The organism is Rhodobacter sp. SY28-1 (assembly GCF_005222785.1).
Lineage (GTDB): Bacteria > Pseudomonadota > Alphaproteobacteria > Rhodobacterales > Rhodobacteraceae > Tabrizicola.
The window spans coordinates 360,911-382,384 of sequence record NZ_STGH01000003.1 but is presented as its reverse complement, the minus strand read 5'-3'; the positions used below and the strand labels follow the sequence as shown (position 1 = coordinate 382,384).

The 21,474-nt window shown below is 66.1% G+C and carries 22 protein-coding genes and 1 tRNA gene; 6 read left to right on the top strand and 17 right to left on the bottom strand.

Annotation, left to right across the window (positions count from 1 at the left end):
* Nucleotides 1-6 precede the first annotated feature (6 nt).
* From hutI to E8M84_RS16000, 4 genes are all read left to right on the top strand, one after another.
* On the top strand, nucleotides 7-1,200 hold the full coding sequence (gene hutI / locus E8M84_RS16015) for an imidazolonepropionase (protein WP_137112213.1): 1,194 nt from the start codon (nucleotides 7-9) through the stop codon (nucleotides 1,198-1,200).
* Nucleotides 1,190-2,734 (top strand): histidine ammonia-lyase, encoded by a 1,545-nt coding sequence (gene hutH, locus E8M84_RS16010; RefSeq protein ID WP_137112212.1) that lies wholly within the window; start codon nucleotides 1,190-1,192, stop codon nucleotides 2,732-2,734. The genes hutI and hutH overlap by 11 nt, the downstream gene beginning before the upstream one ends.
* Nucleotides 2,735-2,800: 66 nt before the next feature.
* Complete coding sequence (gene hutU / locus E8M84_RS16005; RefSeq protein ID WP_137112211.1) at nucleotides 2,801-4,486, top strand: urocanate hydratase; 1,686 nt, start codon at nucleotides 2,801-2,803, stop codon at nucleotides 4,484-4,486.
* Between the two features lie 109 nt (nucleotides 4,487-4,595).
* Nucleotides 4,596-5,057, top strand: coding sequence for a DUF4304 domain-containing protein (locus E8M84_RS16000; protein ID WP_137112210.1), 462 nt, complete (start codon nucleotides 4,596-4,598; stop codon nucleotides 5,055-5,057).
* On the opposite strand, the gene E8M84_RS15995 is transcribed toward E8M84_RS16000, so the two are convergent.
* On the bottom strand, nucleotides 5,026-5,661 hold the full coding sequence (locus tag E8M84_RS15995; protein WP_240790421.1) for a YdeI family protein: 636 nt from the start codon (nucleotides 5,659-5,661) through the stop codon (nucleotides 5,026-5,028). The genes E8M84_RS16000 and E8M84_RS15995 overlap by 32 nt on opposite strands.
* 249 nt (nucleotides 5,662-5,910) lie before the next feature.
* Between E8M84_RS15995 and E8M84_RS21540 the strand changes: the two genes are divergently transcribed.
* The gene (locus E8M84_RS21540; protein ID WP_170971968.1) at nucleotides 5,911-6,054 is read left to right on the top strand and encodes a hypothetical protein; all 144 of its coding nucleotides are present in this window, start codon (nucleotides 5,911-5,913) and stop codon (nucleotides 6,052-6,054) included.
* Nucleotides 6,055-6,121: 67 nt separating this feature from the next.
* On the opposite strand, the gene E8M84_RS15990 is transcribed toward E8M84_RS21540, so the two are convergent.
* Entirely contained in the window at nucleotides 6,122-7,072 is a 951-nt protein-coding gene (locus E8M84_RS15990; protein WP_137112209.1) for a PHP domain-containing protein, read from the bottom strand.
* Nucleotides 7,073-7,235: 163 nt separating this feature from the next.
* Between E8M84_RS15990 and E8M84_RS15985 the strand changes: the two genes are divergently transcribed.
* The gene (locus tag E8M84_RS15985; protein WP_137112208.1) at nucleotides 7,236-7,613 is read left to right on the top strand and encodes a helix-turn-helix transcriptional regulator; all 378 of its coding nucleotides are present in this window, start codon (nucleotides 7,236-7,238) and stop codon (nucleotides 7,611-7,613) included.
* On the opposite strand, the gene E8M84_RS15980 is transcribed toward E8M84_RS15985, so the two are convergent.
* The 15 genes from E8M84_RS15980 to sufC form a co-directional block, all read right to left on the bottom strand.
* Nucleotides 7,610-8,335 (bottom strand): SDR family oxidoreductase, encoded by a 726-nt coding sequence (locus E8M84_RS15980; RefSeq protein WP_137112207.1) that lies wholly within the window; start codon nucleotides 8,333-8,335, stop codon nucleotides 7,610-7,612. The genes E8M84_RS15985 and E8M84_RS15980 overlap by 4 nt on opposite strands.
* A complete protein-coding gene (locus E8M84_RS15975; RefSeq protein ID WP_137112206.1) occupies nucleotides 8,332-10,074 on the bottom strand; it encodes a glycosyltransferase family 4 protein in 1,743 nt (580 codons plus the stop codon). The genes E8M84_RS15980 and E8M84_RS15975 overlap by 4 nt, the downstream gene beginning before the upstream one ends.
* Complete coding sequence (locus E8M84_RS15970; protein WP_137112205.1) at nucleotides 10,029-10,832, bottom strand: class I SAM-dependent methyltransferase; 804 nt, start codon at nucleotides 10,830-10,832, stop codon at nucleotides 10,029-10,031. Before E8M84_RS15970 ends, E8M84_RS15975 begins: the two co-directional genes overlap by 46 nt.
* Before the next feature lie 60 nt (nucleotides 10,833-10,892).
* Entirely contained in the window at nucleotides 10,893-11,714 is an 822-nt protein-coding gene (locus tag E8M84_RS15965) for a metal ABC transporter permease (RefSeq protein WP_137112204.1), read from the bottom strand.
* Nucleotides 11,711-12,544, bottom strand: a complete 834-nt coding sequence (locus tag E8M84_RS15960; protein WP_137112203.1) for a metal ABC transporter permease — start codon at nucleotides 12,542-12,544, stop codon at nucleotides 11,711-11,713. Before E8M84_RS15960 ends, E8M84_RS15965 begins: the two co-directional genes overlap by 4 nt.
* A gap of 135 nt (nucleotides 12,545-12,679) precedes the next feature.
* Nucleotides 12,680-13,540 (bottom strand): manganese/iron ABC transporter ATP-binding protein, encoded by an 861-nt coding sequence (locus E8M84_RS15955; RefSeq protein WP_170971967.1) that lies wholly within the window; start codon nucleotides 13,538-13,540, stop codon nucleotides 12,680-12,682.
* A 7-nt stretch (nucleotides 13,541-13,547) separates the two neighbouring features.
* Nucleotides 13,548-14,438: a metal ABC transporter substrate-binding protein gene (locus E8M84_RS15950; RefSeq protein WP_137112201.1), complete on the bottom strand. Its 891-nt coding sequence runs from the start codon at nucleotides 14,436-14,438 to the stop codon at nucleotides 13,548-13,550.
* A 93-nt stretch (nucleotides 14,439-14,531) separates the two neighbouring features.
* A complete protein-coding gene (locus tag E8M84_RS15945) occupies nucleotides 14,532-15,752 on the bottom strand; it encodes an AbrB family transcriptional regulator (protein WP_137112200.1) in 1,221 nt (406 codons plus the stop codon).
* Nucleotides 15,700-16,818: a tetratricopeptide repeat protein gene (locus E8M84_RS15940; protein WP_137112199.1), complete on the bottom strand. Its 1,119-nt coding sequence runs from the start codon at nucleotides 16,816-16,818 to the stop codon at nucleotides 15,700-15,702. Before E8M84_RS15940 ends, E8M84_RS15945 begins: the two co-directional genes overlap by 53 nt.
* Nucleotides 16,819-16,972: 154 nt before the next feature.
* Nucleotides 16,973-17,049: transfer RNA gene (locus E8M84_RS15935), tRNA-Arg, on the bottom strand.
* Nucleotides 17,050-17,125: 76 nt separating this feature from the next.
* Nucleotides 17,126-18,346, bottom strand: a complete 1,221-nt coding sequence (locus E8M84_RS15930; protein WP_137112198.1) for a cysteine desulfurase — start codon at nucleotides 18,344-18,346, stop codon at nucleotides 17,126-17,128.
* On the bottom strand, nucleotides 18,339-18,935 hold the full coding sequence (locus E8M84_RS15925) for a YIP1 family protein (protein ID WP_137112197.1): 597 nt from the start codon (nucleotides 18,933-18,935) through the stop codon (nucleotides 18,339-18,341). The genes E8M84_RS15930 and E8M84_RS15925 overlap by 8 nt, the downstream gene beginning before the upstream one ends.
* Nucleotides 18,932-19,411, bottom strand: a complete 480-nt coding sequence (locus E8M84_RS15920) for a YIP1 family protein (RefSeq protein ID WP_137112196.1) — start codon at nucleotides 19,409-19,411, stop codon at nucleotides 18,932-18,934. The genes E8M84_RS15925 and E8M84_RS15920 overlap by 4 nt, the downstream gene beginning before the upstream one ends.
* 8 nt (nucleotides 19,412-19,419) lie before the next feature.
* Nucleotides 19,420-20,715, bottom strand: a complete 1,296-nt coding sequence (gene sufD, locus E8M84_RS15915) for a Fe-S cluster assembly protein SufD (protein ID WP_137112195.1) — start codon at nucleotides 20,713-20,715, stop codon at nucleotides 19,420-19,422.
* Nucleotides 20,715-21,470, bottom strand: a complete 756-nt coding sequence (sufC, locus tag E8M84_RS15910) for a Fe-S cluster assembly ATPase SufC (RefSeq protein ID WP_137112194.1) — start codon at nucleotides 21,468-21,470, stop codon at nucleotides 20,715-20,717. Before sufC ends, sufD begins: the two co-directional genes overlap by 1 nt.
* Nucleotides 21,471-21,474: the final 4 nt, after the last annotated feature.

Below are 21,474 nucleotides of genomic sequence, written 5' to 3'. Positions count from 1 at the left end.
AAGCCGATGCTCCTGACCCATGCCACCCTTGCGACGATGACCGACGGCTATGGTCTGATCCCCGACGCCGCCGTGGCGCTGGACGGCGACCGGATCGCCTGGGCCGGACCAATGGCGGACCTGCCTGCTGGCCATCGCAAGCTACCTGAACACGACTGCGCCGGACGCCTCGTCACGCCGGGCCTGATCGACTGCCACACCCATGCGGTCTTTGCCGGACATCGGGCGGTGGAGTTCGAACTGCGCCTCAATGGCGCAAGCTACGAAGAGGTCGCGCGCGCCGGGGGCGGCATCCTGTCGACCGTCACCGCCACCCGTGCGGCGTCTGAGGATGAGTTGCTGGCAAGGGCGCTGCCCCGCGTCGATCAGTTGATCGCCTCGGGCGCGACGACCATCGAGGTGAAATCCGGCTACGGGCTGACCGTCGCGGACGAGCTGAAAATGCTTCGCGCCGCCCGCCGGATCGGCCAGTCACGCCCGGCGACGGTCAGGACAACGCACCTTGCCGCCCATGCCATTCCGCCGGAATACAAAGGCCGTGCGACGGCTTACATTGCCGAGGTCGCCTTGCCTTCGCTGCATGCGGCCCATGCCGAGGGGTTGGTCGACGCGGTCGACGCCTTTTGCGAGGGGATCGCTTTTTCGGTCGAGGAGTTGCGCCCGCTTTTCGCGGAAGCCCGGTCGCTTGGCGTGCCGGTCAAGCTGCATGCGGAACAACTGTCGGACCTTGGTGGCGCAGCTTTCGCGGCAGGACACGGTGCGCTGTCGGCAGACCATCTGGAATACCTTTCGCCCGAGGGCATCGCCGCAATGGCGCGCGCGGGGACGGTTGCGGTGATCCTGCCAGGCGCTTTCTATACCTTGCGCGAAAGCCAGGTGCCGCCGATTGCGGCCATGCGCGCAGCAGGGGTGCCTATGGCGGTGGCGACCGATCTCAACCCCGGCTCCTCTCCGCTGGCCTCGCTGACGCTGGCGATGAACATGGCCTGCACCCTGTTCCGCCTGACGCCCGAGGAGGCGCTGCTTGGGACAACCGCCCATGCGGCCCGCGCCCTGAGAATGACCGACCGGGGCCGCATCGAGCCCGGCCTGCGGGCCGATCTGTGCATCTGGGACGCCGACCATCCTGCGGAACTGAGCTATCGCATCGGGGCCACCGCGCTGCATCAACGTATATACGGAGGCCGTCTTGTTGCCTGAAATCCTGATCCCCGGCCAAGTCGGCCTCGCGCAGCTAGAGCGTATATACAGGCACAGCCTGCCCGCCAAGCTGCACGACAGCGCCCGCCCCGGGATCGACCGTGCGGCCGGGCACATCGCCAAGGCGGCCAACGGCAGCGTGGCGGTCTACGGCGTCAACACTGGATTCGGCAAGCTGGCCAGCATCAAGATCGCGCCGGAAGATACTGCCACGCTTCAGAAAAACCTGATTCTATCTCATTGCTGCGGCGTAGGTCAGCCCATGCCCGACGACGTGGCACGGCTGATGATGGTGCTGAAGCTTCTCTCGCTTGGTCGGGGTGCGTCCGGCGTCCGGCCCGAGGTCGTGGCGCTGATCGAGGGGATGCTTGACCATGGTGTGACCCCGGTCATCCCCGACCAGGGCTCGGTCGGTGCCAGTGGGGACCTTGCACCCTTGGCCCATATGACCGCCGTGATGATCGGCCACGGCGAGGCCATGGTCGATGGTCAGGTAAGACCCGCTGCCGAAGCGCTTGCATTGAAAGGACTTTCCCCGATCACACTGGGTGCGAAGGAGGGGCTGGCGCTGATCAACGGCACGCAGTTTTCCACGGCTTATGCGCTCGCGGGCCTGTTCCAGGCCTGGCAGGCGGCGCGCGAAGCGCTGGTGATCTCGGCGCTTTCGACGGACGCGATCATGGGCTCGACCGCGCCCCTGGAGCCGGAAATCCATGCGCTGCGCGGCCAGCCCGGCCAGATTGCTGCGGCGGCGACGATGCGGGCACTTCTGGCAGGCAGCGAGATCCGCGACAGCCACCGGGACGGCGATACCCGGGTGCAGGACCCCTATTGCATCCGCTGCCAGCCGCAGGTGACGGGGGCGGCGATGGATGTCCTCCGCATGGCCGCGCGGACACTGGAGATCGAGGCGAACGCCGCGACCGACAATCCCCTCGTCCTGTCCGATGGCCAGATCGTCAGTGGTGGCAACTTCCACGCGGAACCCGTTGGTTTTGCAGCCGATATGATCGCGATGGCTTTGGCCGAGATCGGCGCGATTGCGCAGCGCCGGGTGGCGCTGATGGTCGATCCGACGTTGTCCTTCGACCTGCCCGCCTTCCTGACCCCGAAGCCCGGCCTCAACTCTGGCCTGATGATCGCCGAGGTGACGACGGCAGCGCTGATGAGCGAGAACAAGCACCTCGCGCATCCCACGGTGATCGACTCGACGCCGACCTCCGCAAACCAGGAGGACCATGTCAGCATGGCCGCCCACGGCGCACGGCGGCTGCGGCGGATGGTGAAGAACCTGAACGTGATCCTTGGCGTCGAGGCGCTTTGCGCCACCCAGGGCGTCGAGTTCCGCGCACCACTGAAGACCTCTGTCCCCTTGCAGGCCGCCGTCCGGGCGCTGCGGTCGCAGGTCCATGCGCTGGAGGAAGACCGCTACCTTGCGCCCGATCTCGCCCGCGCTGCCGCTCTGGTGGCTGAGGGTACGCTTTCGAAAGCAACGGGCGTCACCCTGCCCGACCTCACCCCATTTTCTGTCTGAAATATCCTCTGGGGGTCCGGGGGGCGACGCGCCCCCGGGGTCTCCCACCCCGCGATGGAGCCAAAGATGACGAACCCCCGCCACAACCTGCGCGACATTTACCCGCCGACCGGCCCGGAGAAGACCGCCAAGACCTGGGCCGGTGAGGCCGCGATGCGGATGCTGATGAACAACCTGCATCCCGACGTGGCGGAGAACCCGCATGAGCTGGTGGTCTACGGTGGCATCGGCCGTGCCGCGCGGACCTGGGAGGATTTCGACCGCATTGTCGCAGGGCTGAAGGACCTGGAGGCGGACGAGACGCTGGTCGTGCAGTCCGGCAAGCCCATTGCCATCGTGCGAACCCATGCGGACGCGCCGCGGGTTCTGATCGCCAATTCCAACCTCGTGCCGCACTGGGCGACCTGGGCGCATTTCAACGAGTTGGACAAGAAGGGCCTGATGATGTACGGCCAGATGACCGCCGGGTCCTGGATTTACATTGGAACTCAAGGCATTGTTCAGGGAACCTACGAGACCTTCGCCGAGGCCGGACGCCAGCACTATGGCGGCAACCTCAAGGGCAAGTGGATCCTGACCGGTGGCCTTGGCGGGATGGGCGGCGCGCAGCCTTTGGCCGCGGTCATGGCTGGGGCCTGTTGTCTGGCGGTCGAGGTCGACGAGACGCGGATCGATTTCCGCATCCGCACCCGCTACCTCGACGCCAAGGCGAAGACGCTGGACGAGGCGCTTGCGCTGATCGACCAGTGGACAAAGGCGGGCGAAGCAAAGTCGGTGGGCCTGCTGGGCAACGCGGCGGAGGTGTTCCCGGAGCTGCTGGCCCGGATGAAGGCGGGCGGAGTGCGGCCGGATATCGTGACCGACCAGACCTCGGCGCATGACCCGTTGCACGGGTATTGCCCTTCGGGCTGGGCGGTCGCGGAGTGGCGGGCGAAGCAGGAGACCGACCCGGCTTCAGTGGAGGCGGCTGCGCGCCACTCGATGCGGGCGCATGTCGAGGCGATGGTGGGGTTCTGGAACGCGGGCGTGCCGACGCTGGATTATGGCAACAACATCCGGCAGGTCGCGAAGGAGGAAGGGTTCGAGAACGCCTTCGCCTTCCCGGGCTTTGTCCCGGCCTATATCCGCCCGCTTTTCTGCAAGGGGATCGGGCCATTCCGCTGGGTGGCGCTGTCGGGCGATCCGGAGGATATCAGGAAGACCGACGCGGCGATGAAGCGGCTGTTTCCGGACAACGCTCACCTGCACCGCTGGCTGGACATGGCGGGGGAGCGGATCGCGTTCCAGGGACTTCCGGCCCGCATCTGCTGGATCGGTCTGGGGGACCGGCACCAAGCGGGGCTGATGTTCAACGAGATGGTCGCCTCGGGCGAATTGAAGGCGCCCATCGTGATCGGGCGGGATCATCTGGATTCGGGGTCGGTCGCCTCGCCGAACCGGGAGACCGAGGCGATGCGGGACGGGTCGGACGCGGTGTCTGATTGGCCGCTTCTGAATGCGCTGGTCAACACGGCCTCGGGGGCGACCTGGGTTTCCCTCCATCACGGCGGCGGGGTTGGCATGGGGTTCAGCCAGCACGCGGGCGTGGTGATCCTGGCGGACGGGACGCCGGAGGCGGCGAAACGGCTGGAAAGGGTGCTGTGGAACGACCCGGCCTCGGGCGTCTGGCGGCATGCCGATGCGGGGTACGAGACGGCCATCGCCTGCGCCAAGGAGCACGGGCTGCGTCTCCCGCGGATCCTGGGGAACTAGGACCTGTCCACGCGTGGTCAACTTGCCCTGACCAGCAATATCAATGACTTGCCCGCGGACCTTCAGGTGGTGTTAATTCTGCCGCAGGCAAGGCAGGGGCAGACATGCGATGACCGACCGGGCGGAAATGATTGCGGTCCTGAAGCGGTCCTGCGTGCCGGTCTTGCGGGACATGGGGTTTCAGGGAACCTTCCCGCATTTCTACCGTGAGGATGCGGGTTTCGTGGACCTCGTGACCTTTCAGTTCGGGCGCGAGGGGGGCTGCTTCTGCGTAAACCTGGGGCAGGCCGACCGCCGCTGGTGGACGTCGCTTCTTCTGCCGAAGGTCGCTCCTGACAAGCTGCGGTTCCATCAGACCAGGGGATGGGTCCGGCTTGGTGCCATCCAGGGCGACCGATGGTTTGTCTACGACCCCGAGATCGCCGTCCTGCGCCGTTCCGCGGCCCAGACACCCGATGAGATCGCTGCCCTCTGCGCCGAGCTGTTCCTGTCGCACGCCGAACCCTGGTGGGCACAGAGGCGCAGCGAGGCGCGGGTCTTCAGCGGTCGGTCGCGCCCTCCCCGGCCATGATCTTCGCGCGGCCCTTTTCGATGCGCGAAACGCGGGTCGCGGCGGTCTTCGCCGAGCCAATCTGGAAGGCCCAGCTTTTCTGTCGTCCGGGGGTAAGGGCGGCGAAGGCCTCGGCCAGGTCGGGGTCGCCGTCCAAGGCCTCGACAAGTTCATCGGGGAGCGGGACATCGTTCGGCTCTTTCGGCGGCAGAAGGCCTTGGTCGGCGTAAGCCATCGCCTCGGCCAGATAGGCCCGGATAGCGGGTTCAAGGCGCGTCGGGGCGTCGGTATCAGTAAAGCGGATGCAGTCGGGCTGCTTCGTGTTGGGGCCCTGCCTTTCCAACAGGCCTTCGGAGTCCTTCAAGAGCGCTGCATTCATGAAGGTCAGCCGGTAATCACCGCGGAAGGCGCCCATGATCGCGATGTTGCGGCCCGCGTGCATGTAGCAGGGATGGCCCCATTTCGCGACTTCGGTCAGACCGGCGTCGCGGCAGATGCGGCGAAGGGTGAGGAGACCCTTGAGCCAGGCCCGCGTCGAGCAGTCGGGCGTGGCAAAGCGGTCGCAGCGGCCGCAGCCCTGGTCGAAATATGCCTGCGGCTGAGTGATCATGGCGCGGTCGGGCATCGGATGATCCTTGGCTGGGGACCAGTCTGGGCCGCAGCGAAAGCGGGTGCAAGGACTGATCGGGGCGCGGGCCATTGGGTTTGACAACCAGAAGGCGACAACCGGATGGGATCTGGTTAACCGTCGCGGGGCCGGCCTCATTCCTCATTCTCGCCATCAGGTATCTTGGAAAGACCATGAAATGGTCCTTTGACGCACAACCTGTGGAGTATCAATACTCGCTACGGCAACACGGAAAGGGAGAGTCCGATGACCCGTTCAAGACTTTTGCTGGCCTGGTGCGTACGGGCGATGCAACGCACGGAAGACCCGACGCTGGAGCGGTTTGGCAACCTGCGGATCGACCAGTCGAAAAAGACCGTTCCGCTGTTCTACGCGCGCAAGGCCGCCTGAACCGGGCCTTGCGCCCTGCCCCGTCCGGGGCACATGAGGATGCCTTGGCGCCGGGATCGGTGCCGGGCTACAGGATGCGCGGGTTCTTCCCGGCCTCGCGCCAGATCGGGTTCGACCACGCCCGCTTTCCGGCGGCGTCGATCACGGAAATCCTGATCCAGGGACTGCCAAGCAGGCGGTCCAGCGGCACTTCGGCGCGGGTCATCGAATGGCCGTGCACCCCCTTGGCGCCGGTGCCCCAGCCCATCGCCACGACCGACGCCGCGGCGGAGCATTCGACGATGGCCGTTTCCCCCTCGATCCTGACATCGCGAATCTCTGGCCCCTGCGACGAATAGAAATCCCCCCGTTTCAGCGCGGCAAGCAGCGCCTCGGGCGTGTTCTCGGTGGCTTTCACCATGACCCAGCCGCCGAAATGGTCGGGCTCCGAGAAATGTGCGTCGTCGGTGGCGATCAGGCTTAGTTTGCGGCCTTCGGTCAGCAACAGGTCGGCAATACCCGCCCCGTCCGGCCGGTCACAGCCGGTGGCGCAGCCGTGATTGTAGATTTCCACGGCATGGGCCGCATCGATGGTCCGCGCGTCAGCCAGCGTCAGGCCGGACCATTGCGGATGGGCGATGGCGACGAAGGCCCCGGCGGCGACGGCGCGGGCGGCGATGTCCGGCCCGGTCTCCTGCCCCGGTTCGGCGATGAAGCTGGTGGTCGTGGGGGGGGCGAAGTCATGCGGCAGGCCGACGGCGAGGATGTGCCAAAGCTCGCCATTCGATTGCGCGCCCGAGTGCAGTTCGGCCCCGATGAGGGTGGTGAAGCCCGCGTCGCGGTAGGGGCGCGTGTCGGTCATCGGATAGCCGTAGATGCCGATGAAGTGGTCGGTCAGCGCCAGGAAATCATAACCCTCGGCCTTGTAGCGGCGGCAGACTTCTTCGGGCGGCAGGACCCCGTCGGAATTGGTGGAATGGGTGTGCAGGTTGCCGCGCCAGAAGCGGCCGGGGGCGGTGAAGGCAGACGGGCGGAGCATCCTTGGGTCCTTTGCGTGGGGCGGTGCGGGAACAGGCCGTCGGCGGACTTTCCCGGTCTTAGGCGGAACCTTGCCCGGAGCAAAAATCATCGGCAAGGGGCAGTCGTGACTACGCGATAATCATGCTATCGTTTTGCAATGTTTGGTTGTGTGAGGATGCGCGATGTCCCTGGATCGGAGTGACTCTGCTGCTTTGGATGGGGGGCGTGACTTCGCAACCGGGCTGCACGACGGCGGACGGTCGCTGGCGACGGCGCTGGCGGATCATGCCGAGCCGGCGGCGGCGCTGATGAAGGCACTGAGCCACGAAGGCCGGCTGCTGATTCTGTGCCATCTGGCCGAGGGCGAGAAGTCGGTGAGCGAGCTGGAAGCGCTGATCGGGCAGCGCCAGGCGGCGGTCAGCCAGCAACTGGCGCGGCTGCGGCTGGAAGGTCTGGTCACGACCCGCCGCGCAGGCAAGGCGATCTATTACGCGATCCGCGACCAGCGCACGGTAGGGCTGTTGTCCTGCCTGCCCAAGCTGTTTTCCGAAGCCGCTTAGCCGCGCCCGATATAGGGCATGTCCCGCGCCATGATCGTCACGAAGGGGGTGTTCACCTCCAACGGCAGGCTGGCCATGTGCAGGACCATCGCTGCCACATGATCCACATCCATCACCGGTTCCACCCGGATGCTGCCGTCGGCCTGGGGCACGCCGGTCTGGAATTTCGCTGCCATGTCGGTCAGCGCATTGCCGATGTCGATCTGCGCGCAGGCGATGTCGTAGGCGCGACCGTCAAGGCCGAGGGTGCGGGTCAGGCCGGTGACTGCGTGTTTCGACATCGTGTAGGGCACCGATCCAGGGCGCGGGACATGGGCCGAGATCGAGCCGTTGTTGATGATCCGCCCGCCTCGCGGGGCCTGCCGGCGCATCAGGCCGAAGGCGGCGCGAGCGCAAAGGAACATGCCGGTGATGTTGGTGCGGCTGACCTCCAGCCAGGTCTCGACCGGGATTTCGTCGATGGGGGCACCGGGGGCCGAGATGCCCGCGTTGTTGAACAGGACATCCAGCCGCGGCAGTTCGGCAAAGGCGGCCTCGACCTCGGCCGGGTCGCCGACATCGGCGGTGAGGATGCGGACCGGGGCGCCTGCGGCGGTCTCCTCCAGCGCCGCGCGGCGGCGGCCCAGAAGGCTGACCTCCCAGCCGGCCTCGATGAAGGCGCGCGCGGTGGCGCGGCCGATGCCAGCGCCTGCGCCGGTGATCAGGATCGAACGGGGGGTCATGGGATCTCCACCAGGAAGTTGTATTTCAGCAGCCAAAGCACAGCGCGGGCGACGGAGGCGACAGGATAGCGCAGGGTTGCGGCAATCTCGGCCTCGGTCGCGCCGTTCGGTCCGGCGGCAGCGATGGCCTTGAGGACCGCCTCGATCCGGGCCGGGTCGTCCAGCAGGCGGCGACGCGAGGCGTAGTTGCGCAAATCGAAGGTTTCGCGCGGGCCGGGGCGGCTGCCGGTGGCCACCGCACGCAGGCGACGGGTCGCAGGGGCGCGGGTGGTGGGATAGGCCGCGAACATCTCTTCCACCGCCGGGCCGACCGGGACCAGCGCGGGATCGCGCGGCGCGACCGCGGGACCGCCGGTTCTGCGCGCATGGCCAAGCATCGCGACCTGTTCGGCCCAGAGCGCCTGGAACTGCGGGATCACCTGTTTCCAGTCATAAAGCGCCCGCGCCCGTGCCTGCCCCATCGCGCCCATCTGCGCCCGCAGATCGGCATCGGTGGCCAGCGTCACCAGTGCCCGGGCAAAGGCGCCCACGTCAAAGCTGGTCATTGCCGACATCTGGCTGACGTATTGCACATAGGAATCGGTGCCGCCCATGTAGCGCTGGGTGACATAGGTCGAGAGCCCCGCGCGCGGCAGTTCGGTCGGAATGCGGAAGCCCACGTCGGGTGTGACCGTGTCCTTCATTCCGTCCCAGTCGGTGACGATCACCGGCAGGCCGGCCGCCATCGCCTCGATGGGGGCCAGGCCGAAGGTTTCCTGCAGGTTGTCGATCGGGAAGACGAAGATGTCGCCGCCCGACAGGGTGGCCTTGCGGTCCTCGGGGCTGGCCCCATCGAGGAGGTGATAGCCGCAGGACGGCATCAGGCGGGCGGCGGCCTTGGCATAGATCTCGACCCAGCCGGTCTCGCGGAACTGGCCGCAGAAGACGAGATGCAGCTTCCCGCCGCCAAAGGCGCGAACCTCGGCTGCGGCCTGTTCCATGGCCAGGAACAAGGGCATCGGGTCGAACTTTTCATCCGGGGTCATGCGGGCAATGGTGACGGCGACCACATCCCCGGCTGCGGCACCGATCCGGTCGCGCATCGCCTGACCCAAGGCGGCATCGGGCAGGAAGGCGTCGCAGGTGATGCCAAGGGGGATCACCGGCAACAGCGGACGGGCGGGCAGCGTCGCGCCGGGATAGCGTTCGGCAAGATGGCTTTCGGCCAGTTCCATCAGACGCCGCATCGAGGCCTGCACGGCGTTCGAGGTGCAGATCAGCGCATCCCACGGCATCTGCGGGGCCGAGCGCAGATCGAAGACCGCCTGCATCACGTTGCGGGTGGCCGTCGTATGGGTGATCCCGCTGATCGCCCAGGCTGCCGCGCCATGGACCGAGCGCCGCCAGCATTCCATCGGCGGGATCGGGGCGGGATAGTGCAGGACCTCGACCGGGGCCATGGCGGCGGCCGCGTCCAGCCGGACTGGCCGCAGGGGTTTGGTGACCCCGGCCGACCGCGCGAATTCGGCAAAGGCCGCGTGATCGGCCTGGGAATGGGCAAGCGAGACGAATTCCGTCACCTCGGCATGGGCGAAGAAGCCGCGCAGGAAGCTTTCGCCAGCAACGCGGCGCCCGTTGATCCCCTTCTTCACCGGGTCGTAGCCGTCGGTGGAAAACCAGATCGCGGCGTTCGCGGCAGGCGATTTCGCAGTCATCAGCGGCGTTCCATCCAGAGCCAGGGCGTGGGCGTGGCCCGCCATTCCCAGAGAAGGAGCAGGCGGTCAAGGTCGGACAAGGTTTCGGTCCAGTCCGGCAGCAGGTCGGGCCGCAGCGCCCGGTCGATCCGCGTCACGCGGTGGCTGGGGGCAAACCGCGCGGTCAGGGTGGCCAGCAGGCCCGGGCGCATGCCTTCGTGAACCTCGACAAGGAGGTCGGCCTCGACCAGCGCGGGCGCGCGCGCGGGGTCAAGCAGCGCGCCTTCCGCCCCTTCAATGTCGCAGAAGACGAAGGTCGGGGCATCCGCGCAAAGTGCCAGATCGGCATGGGAGACCTCGGGCCCAATGCGCACCCGGTCCGCCACGCCATTCGCCTTGGCGAGGTCGGCACAAAGCGTGCGGGCGCGCGGGTCGCTGTCGCGGGCGTGGACCGTGGTGCCCGGCATCCGTCGCGCAAGGCCCACGGCGTAATAGCCTTCGGCGCAGCCGATATCGACGACCTGGGGGTAAGCCCGCGCGATGACGGTTTCGATGACCTGATGCAGGCTCGCCTCGTAGGCGCCCAGAAGCCGGGGCGCACGGCCGCCCTCCGAGGCTTCGGTGGCGTAGCGCAGACCCTGGAACGGGCCTGCCGGGATGGTGCCGCCGCTTTGCGCCAGAAGCGTGTTGGCCAGCACGATCGACCGCCATTTCGCCAGCTGCCGCAACTGCGCCTCCAGCCGCTGCGGGGTCGGTGGCTGGGCCTGGAGCCGGGCAAGCGCCTGGTCGATGGCACGGGTCATGTTGGTGGGCTGTTGGGTCATGGCTCGCCGATCCTGCGCCCGGACATGGGTAAGGGGAGGAAGCGGCTTCGTAAAGCCGGATCAGGCCCGGCGGGCCAGAAGGCTGCGGCGCAGGAAGGCGATGAGGAACAGCGTGGTCAGGATCAGGATCACGGTCGGGGCCGGGGCGCTGTCGAGATGGAACGACAGGTAGACGCCGGCAACCATGGCGAAGAGGCAGACGAGGATGGCCACGACCAGCATCGCGCCAAAGCTGCGCACCAGAAGGAAGGCGATCGCCCCCGGGGCGATCAGCAGGCCGATGGCGAGGATCAGCCCGACCGAGGTGAGCGTGGCAACGATGGTCAGGGCAAGGATCGCCAAGAGCCCGTAGTGCAGAAGCCCGGTCCTGAGGCCCGAGACCTGCGCCTGCGCGGGGTCGAAGGCGTGCAGCATCAGGTCGCGCCACTTCAGGCCGAGGATCAGCGTGACCGGCCCGGCAATCAGTGCCGAGGTGAGCAGGTCCTGCCCCCCTACCCCCAGCATGTTGCCGAAGAGGATGTGGTCGAGGTGCCATTCAGTCGGGAAGGCGGTGTAGAGGACGACGCCCAGAGCGAACATGCCAGAGAAGACCACCCCCATCGCAGTGTCGCGCTTGATGCGGCTGTTGTCGGCCAGATAGCCGGTCAGAAGTGCCGAGCCGAGGCCGGCGGCGAAAGCTCCGAAAAGGAGCGGCAGGCCGGTCATGTAGGCCAGCACGATCCCGGGCAGGACGGCATGGCTGACGGCGTCACCCATCAGCGCCCAGCCCTTCAGCACCAGAAAGCAGGACAAAAGTGCGCAGGGTGGCGCGATAATCAGCGCGATCCAGAACGCGTTCTGCATGAAGGGGAACTGGAAGGGCTGGAGAAGCGCCTCGGTCATGCGGCCCTCGCCCGGCGCTTGGCGGCCAGAAGCCCGTGTTTCGGGGCAAAAAGGAAGGCCAGCGCGAAGAGGCTGGTCTGGAGAAGGACGATGACGCCCCCCGTCGCGCCGTCGAGGAAGTAGGAGAGATAGGCCCCGACAAACCCCGTCGCGGCCCCGATCGTGGCGGCAAGGGTCAAGAGGCGGGGAAAGCGGTCGGTCAGCAGGTAGGCCGTGGCGCCGGGGGTCACGACCATGGCGACGACGAGGAAGGCCCCGACCGTCTGCATGGCCGCGACCGTGCTGGCCGACAGGAGGGTGAAGAAGATCACCTTCAAGAGGTCAGGGCGCAGGCCGATGGTGCGGGCGTGGGCCTCGTCGAAGAAGGTGACCATCAGGTCTTTCCACAGGACCAGAAGGACGGCGGCCGAGATGGCTCCGATCAGGACCAGCTGCAGCGTGTCGCCGGGCGAGATCGCCAGCACGTTGCCCATGATGATGGTCTGGATCGAAACGCTGGTCGGGTAGACCGAGATGAGGAACAGGCCAAGCCCGAAGAACGAGGTGAAGATGAGGCCGATCACCGTGTCGGTCTTGAGCCCGGTGCGGCTGGAAAGAAACAGCATGGCCGCGGCGGCGAGGCCACCCGAGAGGAAGGCGCCCAAGGCAAAGGGGAGGCCGAAGATATAGGCCCCGGCCACGCCGGGAACGACGGAATGGGACAGCGCGTCGCCGATCAGCGACCAGCCTTTCAGCATGAGATAGGCCGAGAGAAACCCGCAGACGCCGCCGACGAGGGCCGAGACCCACATCGCGTTGGTCATGTAGCTGTAGGCGAAGGGCTCAAGCATCGCGCGCCGCCCGTGGGTGGGGACGGTTTTCGAAAGGAGCGCTGGCGCGCAGGCCTTTTGTCTCGCTGTTTTGCGGGAGGGACGCAAACCAGCTCGGGGCGCCTCTGGTGGGAGTATTTGGGACATGGGCAAGCATCAGTCGCCCTTCCGGCCATACTGGACGAAGGGGCGTTCGTCGTCGGTCAGGATGCTGATCTCGCGGGTATCGTCATCGTCGTGCAGATCGCTGCCGCCCAAGGTGAAGTGACGAAGGACCCCGCCGAAGGCGCGTTCCAGGTTCTCGCGGGTGAAAGTGGTCTCGGTCGGGCCGTAAGCCAGGACCGTCCCTTTGACCAGCACGGTCCGGTCGCAGAAATCGGGGACCGAGCCGAGGTTGTGGGTCGAGACGAGCATAACATGCCCCTCGTCGCGCAAGGCGCGCAAGAGGTCGATGATCTGGTCCTCGGTCTTCACGTCGACGCCGGTGAAGGGTTCATCGAGAAGGATGATCCGCCCTTCCTGCGCCAGGGCGCGGGCGAGGAAGACGCGCTTCTTCTGGCCGCCCGACAACTCGCCGATCTGGCGGTGGCGAAGGTCGGTCAGCCCGACCCGCGCCAGAGCCTCATCGACCTTGGCGCGATCCTGCGCGGAGGGGCGGCGGAGGAGGCCCATATGGCCGTAGCGACCCATCATCACCACGTCCTCGACGAGGACGGGGAAGGACCAGTCCACCTCTTCGGCCTGCGGAACGTAAGCCACGAGGTTCCGCCGCAGCGCGTCGCGGACCGGCAGGCCCAGAAGCCGGATCGTGCCGCGCGCGACGGGGACAAAGCCCATGATCGCCTTGAACAGCGTGGACTTGCCCGCGCCGTTCACACCCACCAATGCGGTGATCGTGCCCTGCGGGATGGCAAAGCTGGCATCGGTAAGCGCGGTCAGCCCGTTGCGGTAGGTGACGGTGACGCCTTCGGCGAAGATGCCTTCGCTGGCCAAAGTGTCCCGCGTATCGTCGCGCATCATGCCCTCAGTTCGCCGGGGTCAGGCCCTTGGCGATGGTTTCGGTGGTGACTTTCAGAAGGTCGAGATAGGTCGGCACCGGCCCGTCGCCAGCGGAAAGACTGTCGACATAAAGGACCCCGCCGAAGGCCGCGCCGGTTTCGCGGGCGACCTGTTCGGCCGGCGCGGAGGACACGGTGCTTTCGCAGAAGACTGCCGGGATTTGGTGTTCGCGGACCCCGTCGATCACCGCCTGGACCTGACGCGGCGTACCTTGCTGATCGGCGTTGATCGGCCACAGGTATAGTTCCTGCAGTCCAAGGTCGCGGGCGAGATAGCTGAACGCACCCTCGCAGGTCGTGAGCCAACGGCTCTGTTCGGGCAGTGCCGCGATCTGCGCCTTCAGGGGGTCAAGCGCGGCCGAGAGCTTGGCCTTGTAGGCCGCGGCATTGGCTGCATAGGTCGCGGCATTGGCGGGATCGACCTGCGCCAGCGCCTTCTGGATGTTGTCGACATAGATCAGGGCGTTGTCGACGCTCATCCAGGCATGCGGGTTCGGGCGGCCGTCATAATCGCCCCCGGTGATCGAGATCGGCTCGATCCCGTCGGACAGGGTGGCAGAAGGAACCTCGCCGAGATTGGTCAGGAACTGTTCGAACCAGCGCTCCAGACCCAGCCCGTTCCACAGCACAAGGTCGGCATCCGCCGCCCCGACGATGTCCTGTGGGGTCGGTTCATAGCCGTGGATTTCCGCCCCGGGCTTGGTGACCGAAACGATCTCGACCCCTTCGCCCGCGACGTTGCGAGCCATGTCGGCGATCACGGTGAAAGTGGTGACGACCTTCAGCGGCTCCTGCGCGAAGGCGGGCAACGGAACAAGAAGGGTGGCAAGCACAAGCAGTCGACGGGTCAGCAGCATTTGGCCTCCGGAAGCTTCTGAAACAGTAGAATGTAAATGAGAAGCATTTGCAAGTAGACAAGAGCCAAGGGCACAGAAACCTGTCTGCGGGGGCTAGGTCCTGCCGGGAAGCAGGCGTGAAAACACTGGCGCGAGAACGATGACGATCAATATGCGGACGACATGGTGCAGCGCCACAAAGGCCACATCCGCCTGGATGGCAAGCGCCATCAGTCCCATCTCGGTCAGCCCGCCTGGTGCCAGAGCAAGAAGCGCCTGCTCCAGATCGACCCCTGCCCCGGCCCGCATCGCAAGGCCCGCCACCACGGCAAGCGCAAGGGTCAGCACGGTCGAGCCCAGGCTGAGCAGACCCGCCTTCCACAGCATCACCGGCGCAATGCCAAGAAAGCGGCACCCAAGGATGGTGCCCAGCACCACCTGCGCGGCGATGACCAGCAGGGAAGGCGGGGCGCTTTCGGTAAGACCGGACAGATGCGCGGCGGCGGACAGGATCAATGGCCCAAGGAATGTCGGCGCGGGCAGGCGCAACTTGATGCCGAGGATCGCACCCAGAAGGGCGGAGGCGGCAAGCAGGATGGCGTCAAGCACTCCGATAGGCGGACCGGCCGCAGCGACCGAACCGCCGACGTCGTGGTCCAGAACCACCCGGAACAGGAAGGCCATCAGCGCGATGGTGACGACGATGCGCAGGGAATGCGCCAGCACGATTGCGGGCACATTGGCACCCCGCGCCTCGCCCATCTCGATCATCTCGGACAGACCACCGGGCATGCCCGCGAAATAGGCTGTCGTCCAGTCCTGTCGGCCCACGAAGCGGTAGAAGGGGACCACGACCAGCGTGACGGCCCCGAGATAGACGACAAGGATCGCCAGCGTGACCAGCGCCTCTCCGGCCTGTTCCACAACGCCGGGCGTGAAGCGCGAGCCGAGCAGGACACCAATGATCGCGACGATGGCGGGGCGCAGACGCGTCGGACCCAGCACCGGAGCCCCCGCGACCGAAGCGACCATGGTGGCAAAGAGCGCGCCCAGCATCCAGGGGAGCGGCAGGTTCAGGAGGTAGAACACAAGGCCGCCCAGTGTTCCAAGGGCAAGTCCGGCGGCTATTCGGGCCAATGGCGGCAAGAGTCGGGTCCGGGCTAGGGTTCGGGTCTGAGGTATCGCTTGTGCCGCAAAGGAATGTCCAGACCCGAAGCAAACCTCCGACACGCGATGACCGGGATGGCAGTCGCGTCCACCCTGCCCCTTCGCGACCCCGGCCTCAGTTTCCTCCCATCCAATCGTCCGGATAGGACATGCAGAAACCTCCCGCATTGAACTCGCCATAGCCGCAGATCGGCGGCGCGCAGTAGCCGCCCATGTCGATCTCGCCGTAATTGCAGTAGAGTTCTTCCTCGTATGAGGACGCATCCGACGCGGATTGATCACCGCCATTCAGGGCCGAAAGGACGACCGCCGAAACCCCGGCCACGAAGAGAAACGCGATCAGTTCGTCCGCATCCTGCGCTTCGGGCACGGCCGTCGAGGGTACGGTCGAATTGATTGGCATGTTGCCATTCACGTCTGGCAGGCCAAGCTTGAACAGGGCCTGATTGCCCATTTGGTTGCCGTTCAACGCAGCAAGCCTGAACCACTTCACCGCTTCGTTCTGATCAGCGGGGGGCGTGGTCCGGTTCAGGAAATGCTGTCCGACATCATACTGCGCATGGCGCTGTCCACCGTGAGCGGCAAGGAAGGTCAGCCGAAGCCGTTCCACTGGGTCGGACACGTAGTCACGGCCATAGACATACTGGCCGTTCGGAAAGCCAAGGTTGGCCGAAATCTGGAACCACTTTTTCGCCTCGGACTTGTCGATCGTGCCGGCAGAGCCGAACAGGTGGATCTTGGCAAGCTCATAAGCTGCCGCGCCGTTTCCCTTTTCGGATGCCTTTGCCAGCATCTGCATGCCAAGCTGCGGGTCCGCAGGAACACCATGTCCATGGACATGCGCCAGACCGAGCCTAGCGATTGCAAGCGGTTCGCCCATTTCCATCGCGCGTGTCAGGAGATCGACGCCGGGTCCGTAGTCCTGCGCCGTGCCCTTGCCGTCCATGAATAAGACGCCAAGCCGCGCCTGCGCGCCGGGATGGCCTGACATCGCTGCCTCGGAATACCAGCGAAAGGCCTCGTCCAGGTTCTGTTCGGTGCCAATCCCCTTTTCAAACAGTTCGCCCAGCACAACCTGGAAGTCGGTCGAGCCCGCCTGCGCACGGGACAGCGCGTCCTGGAACAGGCTTGCTGGGTCCGAGGCCAGCACGACAGACTGTTCCGCACTGGCAGGGGGCGACAGCATGGCAAGAGACAGGGCCAGGCCCGTCGTGCGAATGAGGCTGCCGATCATCCCAAGCCCTCCGCTACGTTTGATCTGGCGGGACCAGGGCCGCTTGACGCACCCGCAGCCGCCCGAAAGCTATCAGGGGACGGATGCCGCGTGCACCGACGAGCCCTGCATCGACGCAAGGGTAACATTCATATCTTTTCGCATTCAAGGAGATTGGCGCACCCGACAGGATTCGAACCTGTGACCTCTGCCTTCGGAGGGCAGCACTCTATCCAGCTGAGCTACGGGTGCCTGAGGCGGTCTATACAGGCGTGATGCGGGGGATTCAACGGGGCCTGCCAGATATTTCCGTCAGGCTGCGCCCGGTTCAGGCAAACAGTTCGTGCGCGAGTTCCAGTGCGCTGATCAGGGCATCGACCTCCTCGGTCGTGTTGTACAGCCCGAACGAGGCGCGGCACGAGGCGCTGATCCCGAAATGCTCCATCAGCGGCATGGCGCAATGGGTGCCTGCGCGGACGGCGATGCCGCGCTTGTCGAGGATGGTGGAGATGTCATGCGCATGGGCTGCGCCCTCCATGGTGAAGGAGAAGATCGCCCCCTTCGTCTCGGAATTCCCCTGCACGTTCACCCAGTTGAGACCGGCCAGCCGGGCGCGGGCATAGTCGCGCAAGCTGCGTTCATGTGTGGCCACGTTCTGCATCCCAAGGTCCATCAGGTATTGCAGCGCGACGCCCAAGCCGGTCTGCTGGACGATGCCGGGGGTTCCGGCCTCGAACTTCATCGGCGGGTCGTTCCAGGTGACGGTGTCGCGCGTGACCTCGCGGATCATGTCGCCGCCACCGAGGAAGGGGCGCATCTCGGCCTGCCGCTCGCGGCGGATGTAAACCCCACCCGAGCCTGACGGGCCATAGAGCTTGTGGCCGGTGATGGCGTAGAAGTCGCAGCCAAGCGCCTGGACATCGACGGGCATGTGGACCGCGGCCTGTGAGCCATCGACCAGCACCGGCACGCCCTTTTCCCGCGCGGCCCGGCAGATCGCGGCAACATCGACCACGGTGCCCAGCACGTTCGACATGTGGGTCACCGCCACCAGCCGCGTCTTCGGCCCGATCGCGTCGATCACTGCCTGCGGGTCCAGATCGCCGTTCGCGTCCACCTCGACCCATTTCAGCACCACCCCCTGCCGTTCGCGCAGGAAATGCCAGGGGACGATGTTGGCGTGATGCTCCATCACCGAGAGGACGATCTCATCCCCCGGCTGGAACCGGGGCGCGGCCCAGGCGTAGGAGACGAGGTTGATCGCCTCGGTCGTGCCGGTGGTGAAGACGATCTCGTCCTCGGACCCGGCATTCAGGAACTTGGCGATCACCCCACGGGTGGATTCGTATTTCTCGGTCGCAAGGTTCGACAGATAGTGCAGCCCGCGGTGAACATTCGCGTATTCGTGCGAATAGGCCCGGGTGACCGCGTCGATGACCACCTGCGGCTTCTGCGCACTGGCGCCATTGTCCAGATAGACCAAGGGCTTGCCGTTCACCTGCCGTGACAGGATCGGGAAGTCGGCGCGGATTTTCCGGACGTCATACATTGGGCATCAGGGCCTCCGGCCCGATCAGGACGATCACCACCACACCGATGAGCAAGCCCGCCGCGAAGGCCGTCACGACCATTCCGGCGAACACCAGTCCGCGCGAGCGGAAGCCGTGCAATTCGGCGATGAAACTGGCCATCAGCCAGAGAAACAGGACAAAGCCACCCAGGCCGATGATCCCGGCCAGGGCGGGCGAGATCATGTTGACGACCAGTTGCAAGAGTTGCAGGACCAGTGTCAGGCATTGCAGCCAGACCACGATCAGCAGCGCATCAGGAAAGCTGCCGCTGCCGCCGAAGGCGCGGCCGACGCGGTGGATCAGGACGACCGACAGAGCCAGGAAGGCCCATTGCACAACCGCCGCGCGTAAGGGGCTGCCCAGCATCAACGCGCTCATCGGGTCCAGTTCCTGCGGGCTGAGCCGAAGCTGAAGGCTGGCCAGCAACGCGGACAGGACCGCGACCAGCAGAAGCCCCGCCGTCCGCGCGGGCAGCGGGATGCCTTCGGAAAGCAGCGCCCGGGTGGCGGCCCTCGGGTCCTGCAGCGTCAGCTGCGCCAAGGAAATCATGCGGTCGGTCAGCGTCATCCGCGTTCGGCCTCGTGCAGAAGCGTGGCCCAGAGCCACAGGAAAGCGGCACCCGTCAGGACACTGACCAGCGTCAGCGCGGGCCCGGGGCCGATCATCCCGGCCACCAGCCCCTGCAACAGCATCAAGGGCCCGATCACCGCCAGCGCCCAGAAAAGGGCAATCCGCGCGCTGTACCAGGTCCCCTGCCCGCCCATGGCCTTGCCCACCAGCCGCCCAAGCGCCGCGAGGCCATACCACAGCGGGATCGTCGCCAGAACCGCAAGCGCCCGGGCCAGGATGCGCGGCGCGGCCGAGGGTTCATTGGCGATGAAGGCATCTCGCGCCGCCGCAGGCCACTGGCCGACAAAGGCCAGCACGAGGAAGACGAGGAGGAGCGAGAAGGCAAACGGCTCGGACCGCCCGCGCGCCAGATGCTGGCGCAGGATTTCCCGGGGACGCCGCCAGGTGGCGACCAGATCGGTCGAAACGCTCATCCCGCGCCCTACCCCTTGCTGCCGTGCCGGGCGAGCCAGCGTTCAAGACGGGCGCGGATATCCTCGGCGATGTCCTCGTCGGCAATCTCCTGGATCGCTTCGGCCAGGAAGGCGAGCACCAGAAGCGCCTGCGCCGTGCGACGTGGCACGCCCCGAGATTGCAGGTAGAAGAGCGCGGTCTCGTCGATGGCACCCGAGGTGGAGCCGTGGCTGCACTTCACGTCGTCGGCGTAGATTTCCAGTTCCGGCTTCGCAAGAAACTGGCTGTCGTCGTCCAGAAGCAGCGACTGGCTGATCTGGTAGCCGTCGGTCTTCTGCGCGCCGGGTTTGACCAGGATCTTGCCCTGGAACACCCCCGTCGCGCCGTTCATCAACACCTTCTTGAAGACCTGGCGACTTTCGCAGGCCACGGCGTCATGGGTGATGAAGACGGTGTCGTCGTGGTGGAACTCACCATCCCCGACGGTGGCCCCGGCCAGATGCGCCCGGCCTTCGTCGCCGGTCAATTCGACCACCGCCTCGTTCCGGGTCAACCGCCCGTTGGCCGTCAGCGTGAAGGACCGAAGCTCGGACTTCGCACCCAGCCGGGCGAAGATATGGGTCACCGCGCGCCGTTCGTGGTCGCGGCCCTGCAGACGGATGTGGTGGAAGCTGGCACCGTCGGCGATGTCGACCTCCATCACCTTGGACAGCCGCGCGGCAGCCGGGCCGTTTTCCAGCAGCGTCAGCTCTGCGCCGGGGTCGAGCTTGACGACATGGTGGAGGATCGCGTCGGAAGTCTCTGATTCATGGATGTAAACCAGAGAAACCGGCTTGGCAGCCTTGCCGGTGACATGAATCAGGACGCCATCCGTTGCAAAGGCCGTGTTCAGCGCCGCAAGCGGGCGGGCGACGGGCGACTGCCCCCGGGCCTCAAGCACGCCATAGGTCCCTTGCGCCCAGTGGATATCCTTGCCGGCGGCCGCTGCCAGACGCTCGATCCTCACCCCCGCAAGGGTCAGGTCGTCCGAGGCGGCAGCATCGAAGCCGCCATCCACGAAGACGATCTTGACCCGGTCCATCCCGTCGAAGGGCGCGGCCTCGTCGCTGGCGTCGAAGCGGTGGGCCAGCGGCGCCCGCGGCGCGTTCAGGCTGGTGGGGTCGGTGTAGCGCCAGTATTCGTCACGCCGGGCGGGCAGGCCCATTGCGGTAACGCGCGACAAGGCCTCGGCCCTTGCCGCCGCCAGCCAGCCCTTGCCCACCACAGCCGGAAGAGCCGCCAGCCGCGCCTGCAGCGCGTCTTCCTTCGCCTTCGGCAGTGCCATCAGCCCACCTCGCTCAGGATGTCGGCATAGCCGTTGTTCTCGACCTCCAGCGCCAGTTCCGGCCCGCCGGTCTTGATGATCCGCCCCGCCGCCATGATGTGGACGACGTCCGGCTTGATGTGGTCCAGAAGCCGCTGGTAGTGGGTGATGACCAGGAAGGACCGCCCCTCGCTGCGGAGCGCGTTGACCCCGTCGGCCACCAGCTTCATCGCGTCAACATCGAGGCCAGAGTCGGTCTCGTCCAGGATGCACATGCGCGGCTCCAGCATGGCCATCTGCAGGATTTCGTTGCGCTTTTTCTCACCGCCCGAAAAGCCCACATTCACGGGACGCTTCAGCATCTCGGCGTCGATCTTCAGGGTCTTGGCCTTTTCGCGCACGATCTTCAGGAAGTCGCCGGCGGACAGTTCCTCCTCGCCGCGCGCCTTCCGTTGGGCGTTCACCGCCGTCCGCAGGAAGGTCATGTTGCCGACGCCGGGGATTTCGACCGGGTACTGGAAGGCCAGGAACAGGCCTGCCGCGGCACGTTCCTCGGGTTCCATCTCAAGCAGTTCCTGGCCGTCCAAGGTGGCCGAGCCTTCCGTCACTTCATAGCCGTCGCGACCCGAGAGGACATAGGACAGCGTCGACTTGCCAGAACCGTTCGGTCCCATGATCGCATGGACCTCGCCCGCGCCGATCTTGAGGTCGACCCCGCGGAGGATCACCTTGTCCTCTTCTTCAAGTTTGACGTGCAGGTTCTTGATTTCCAGCATTTTT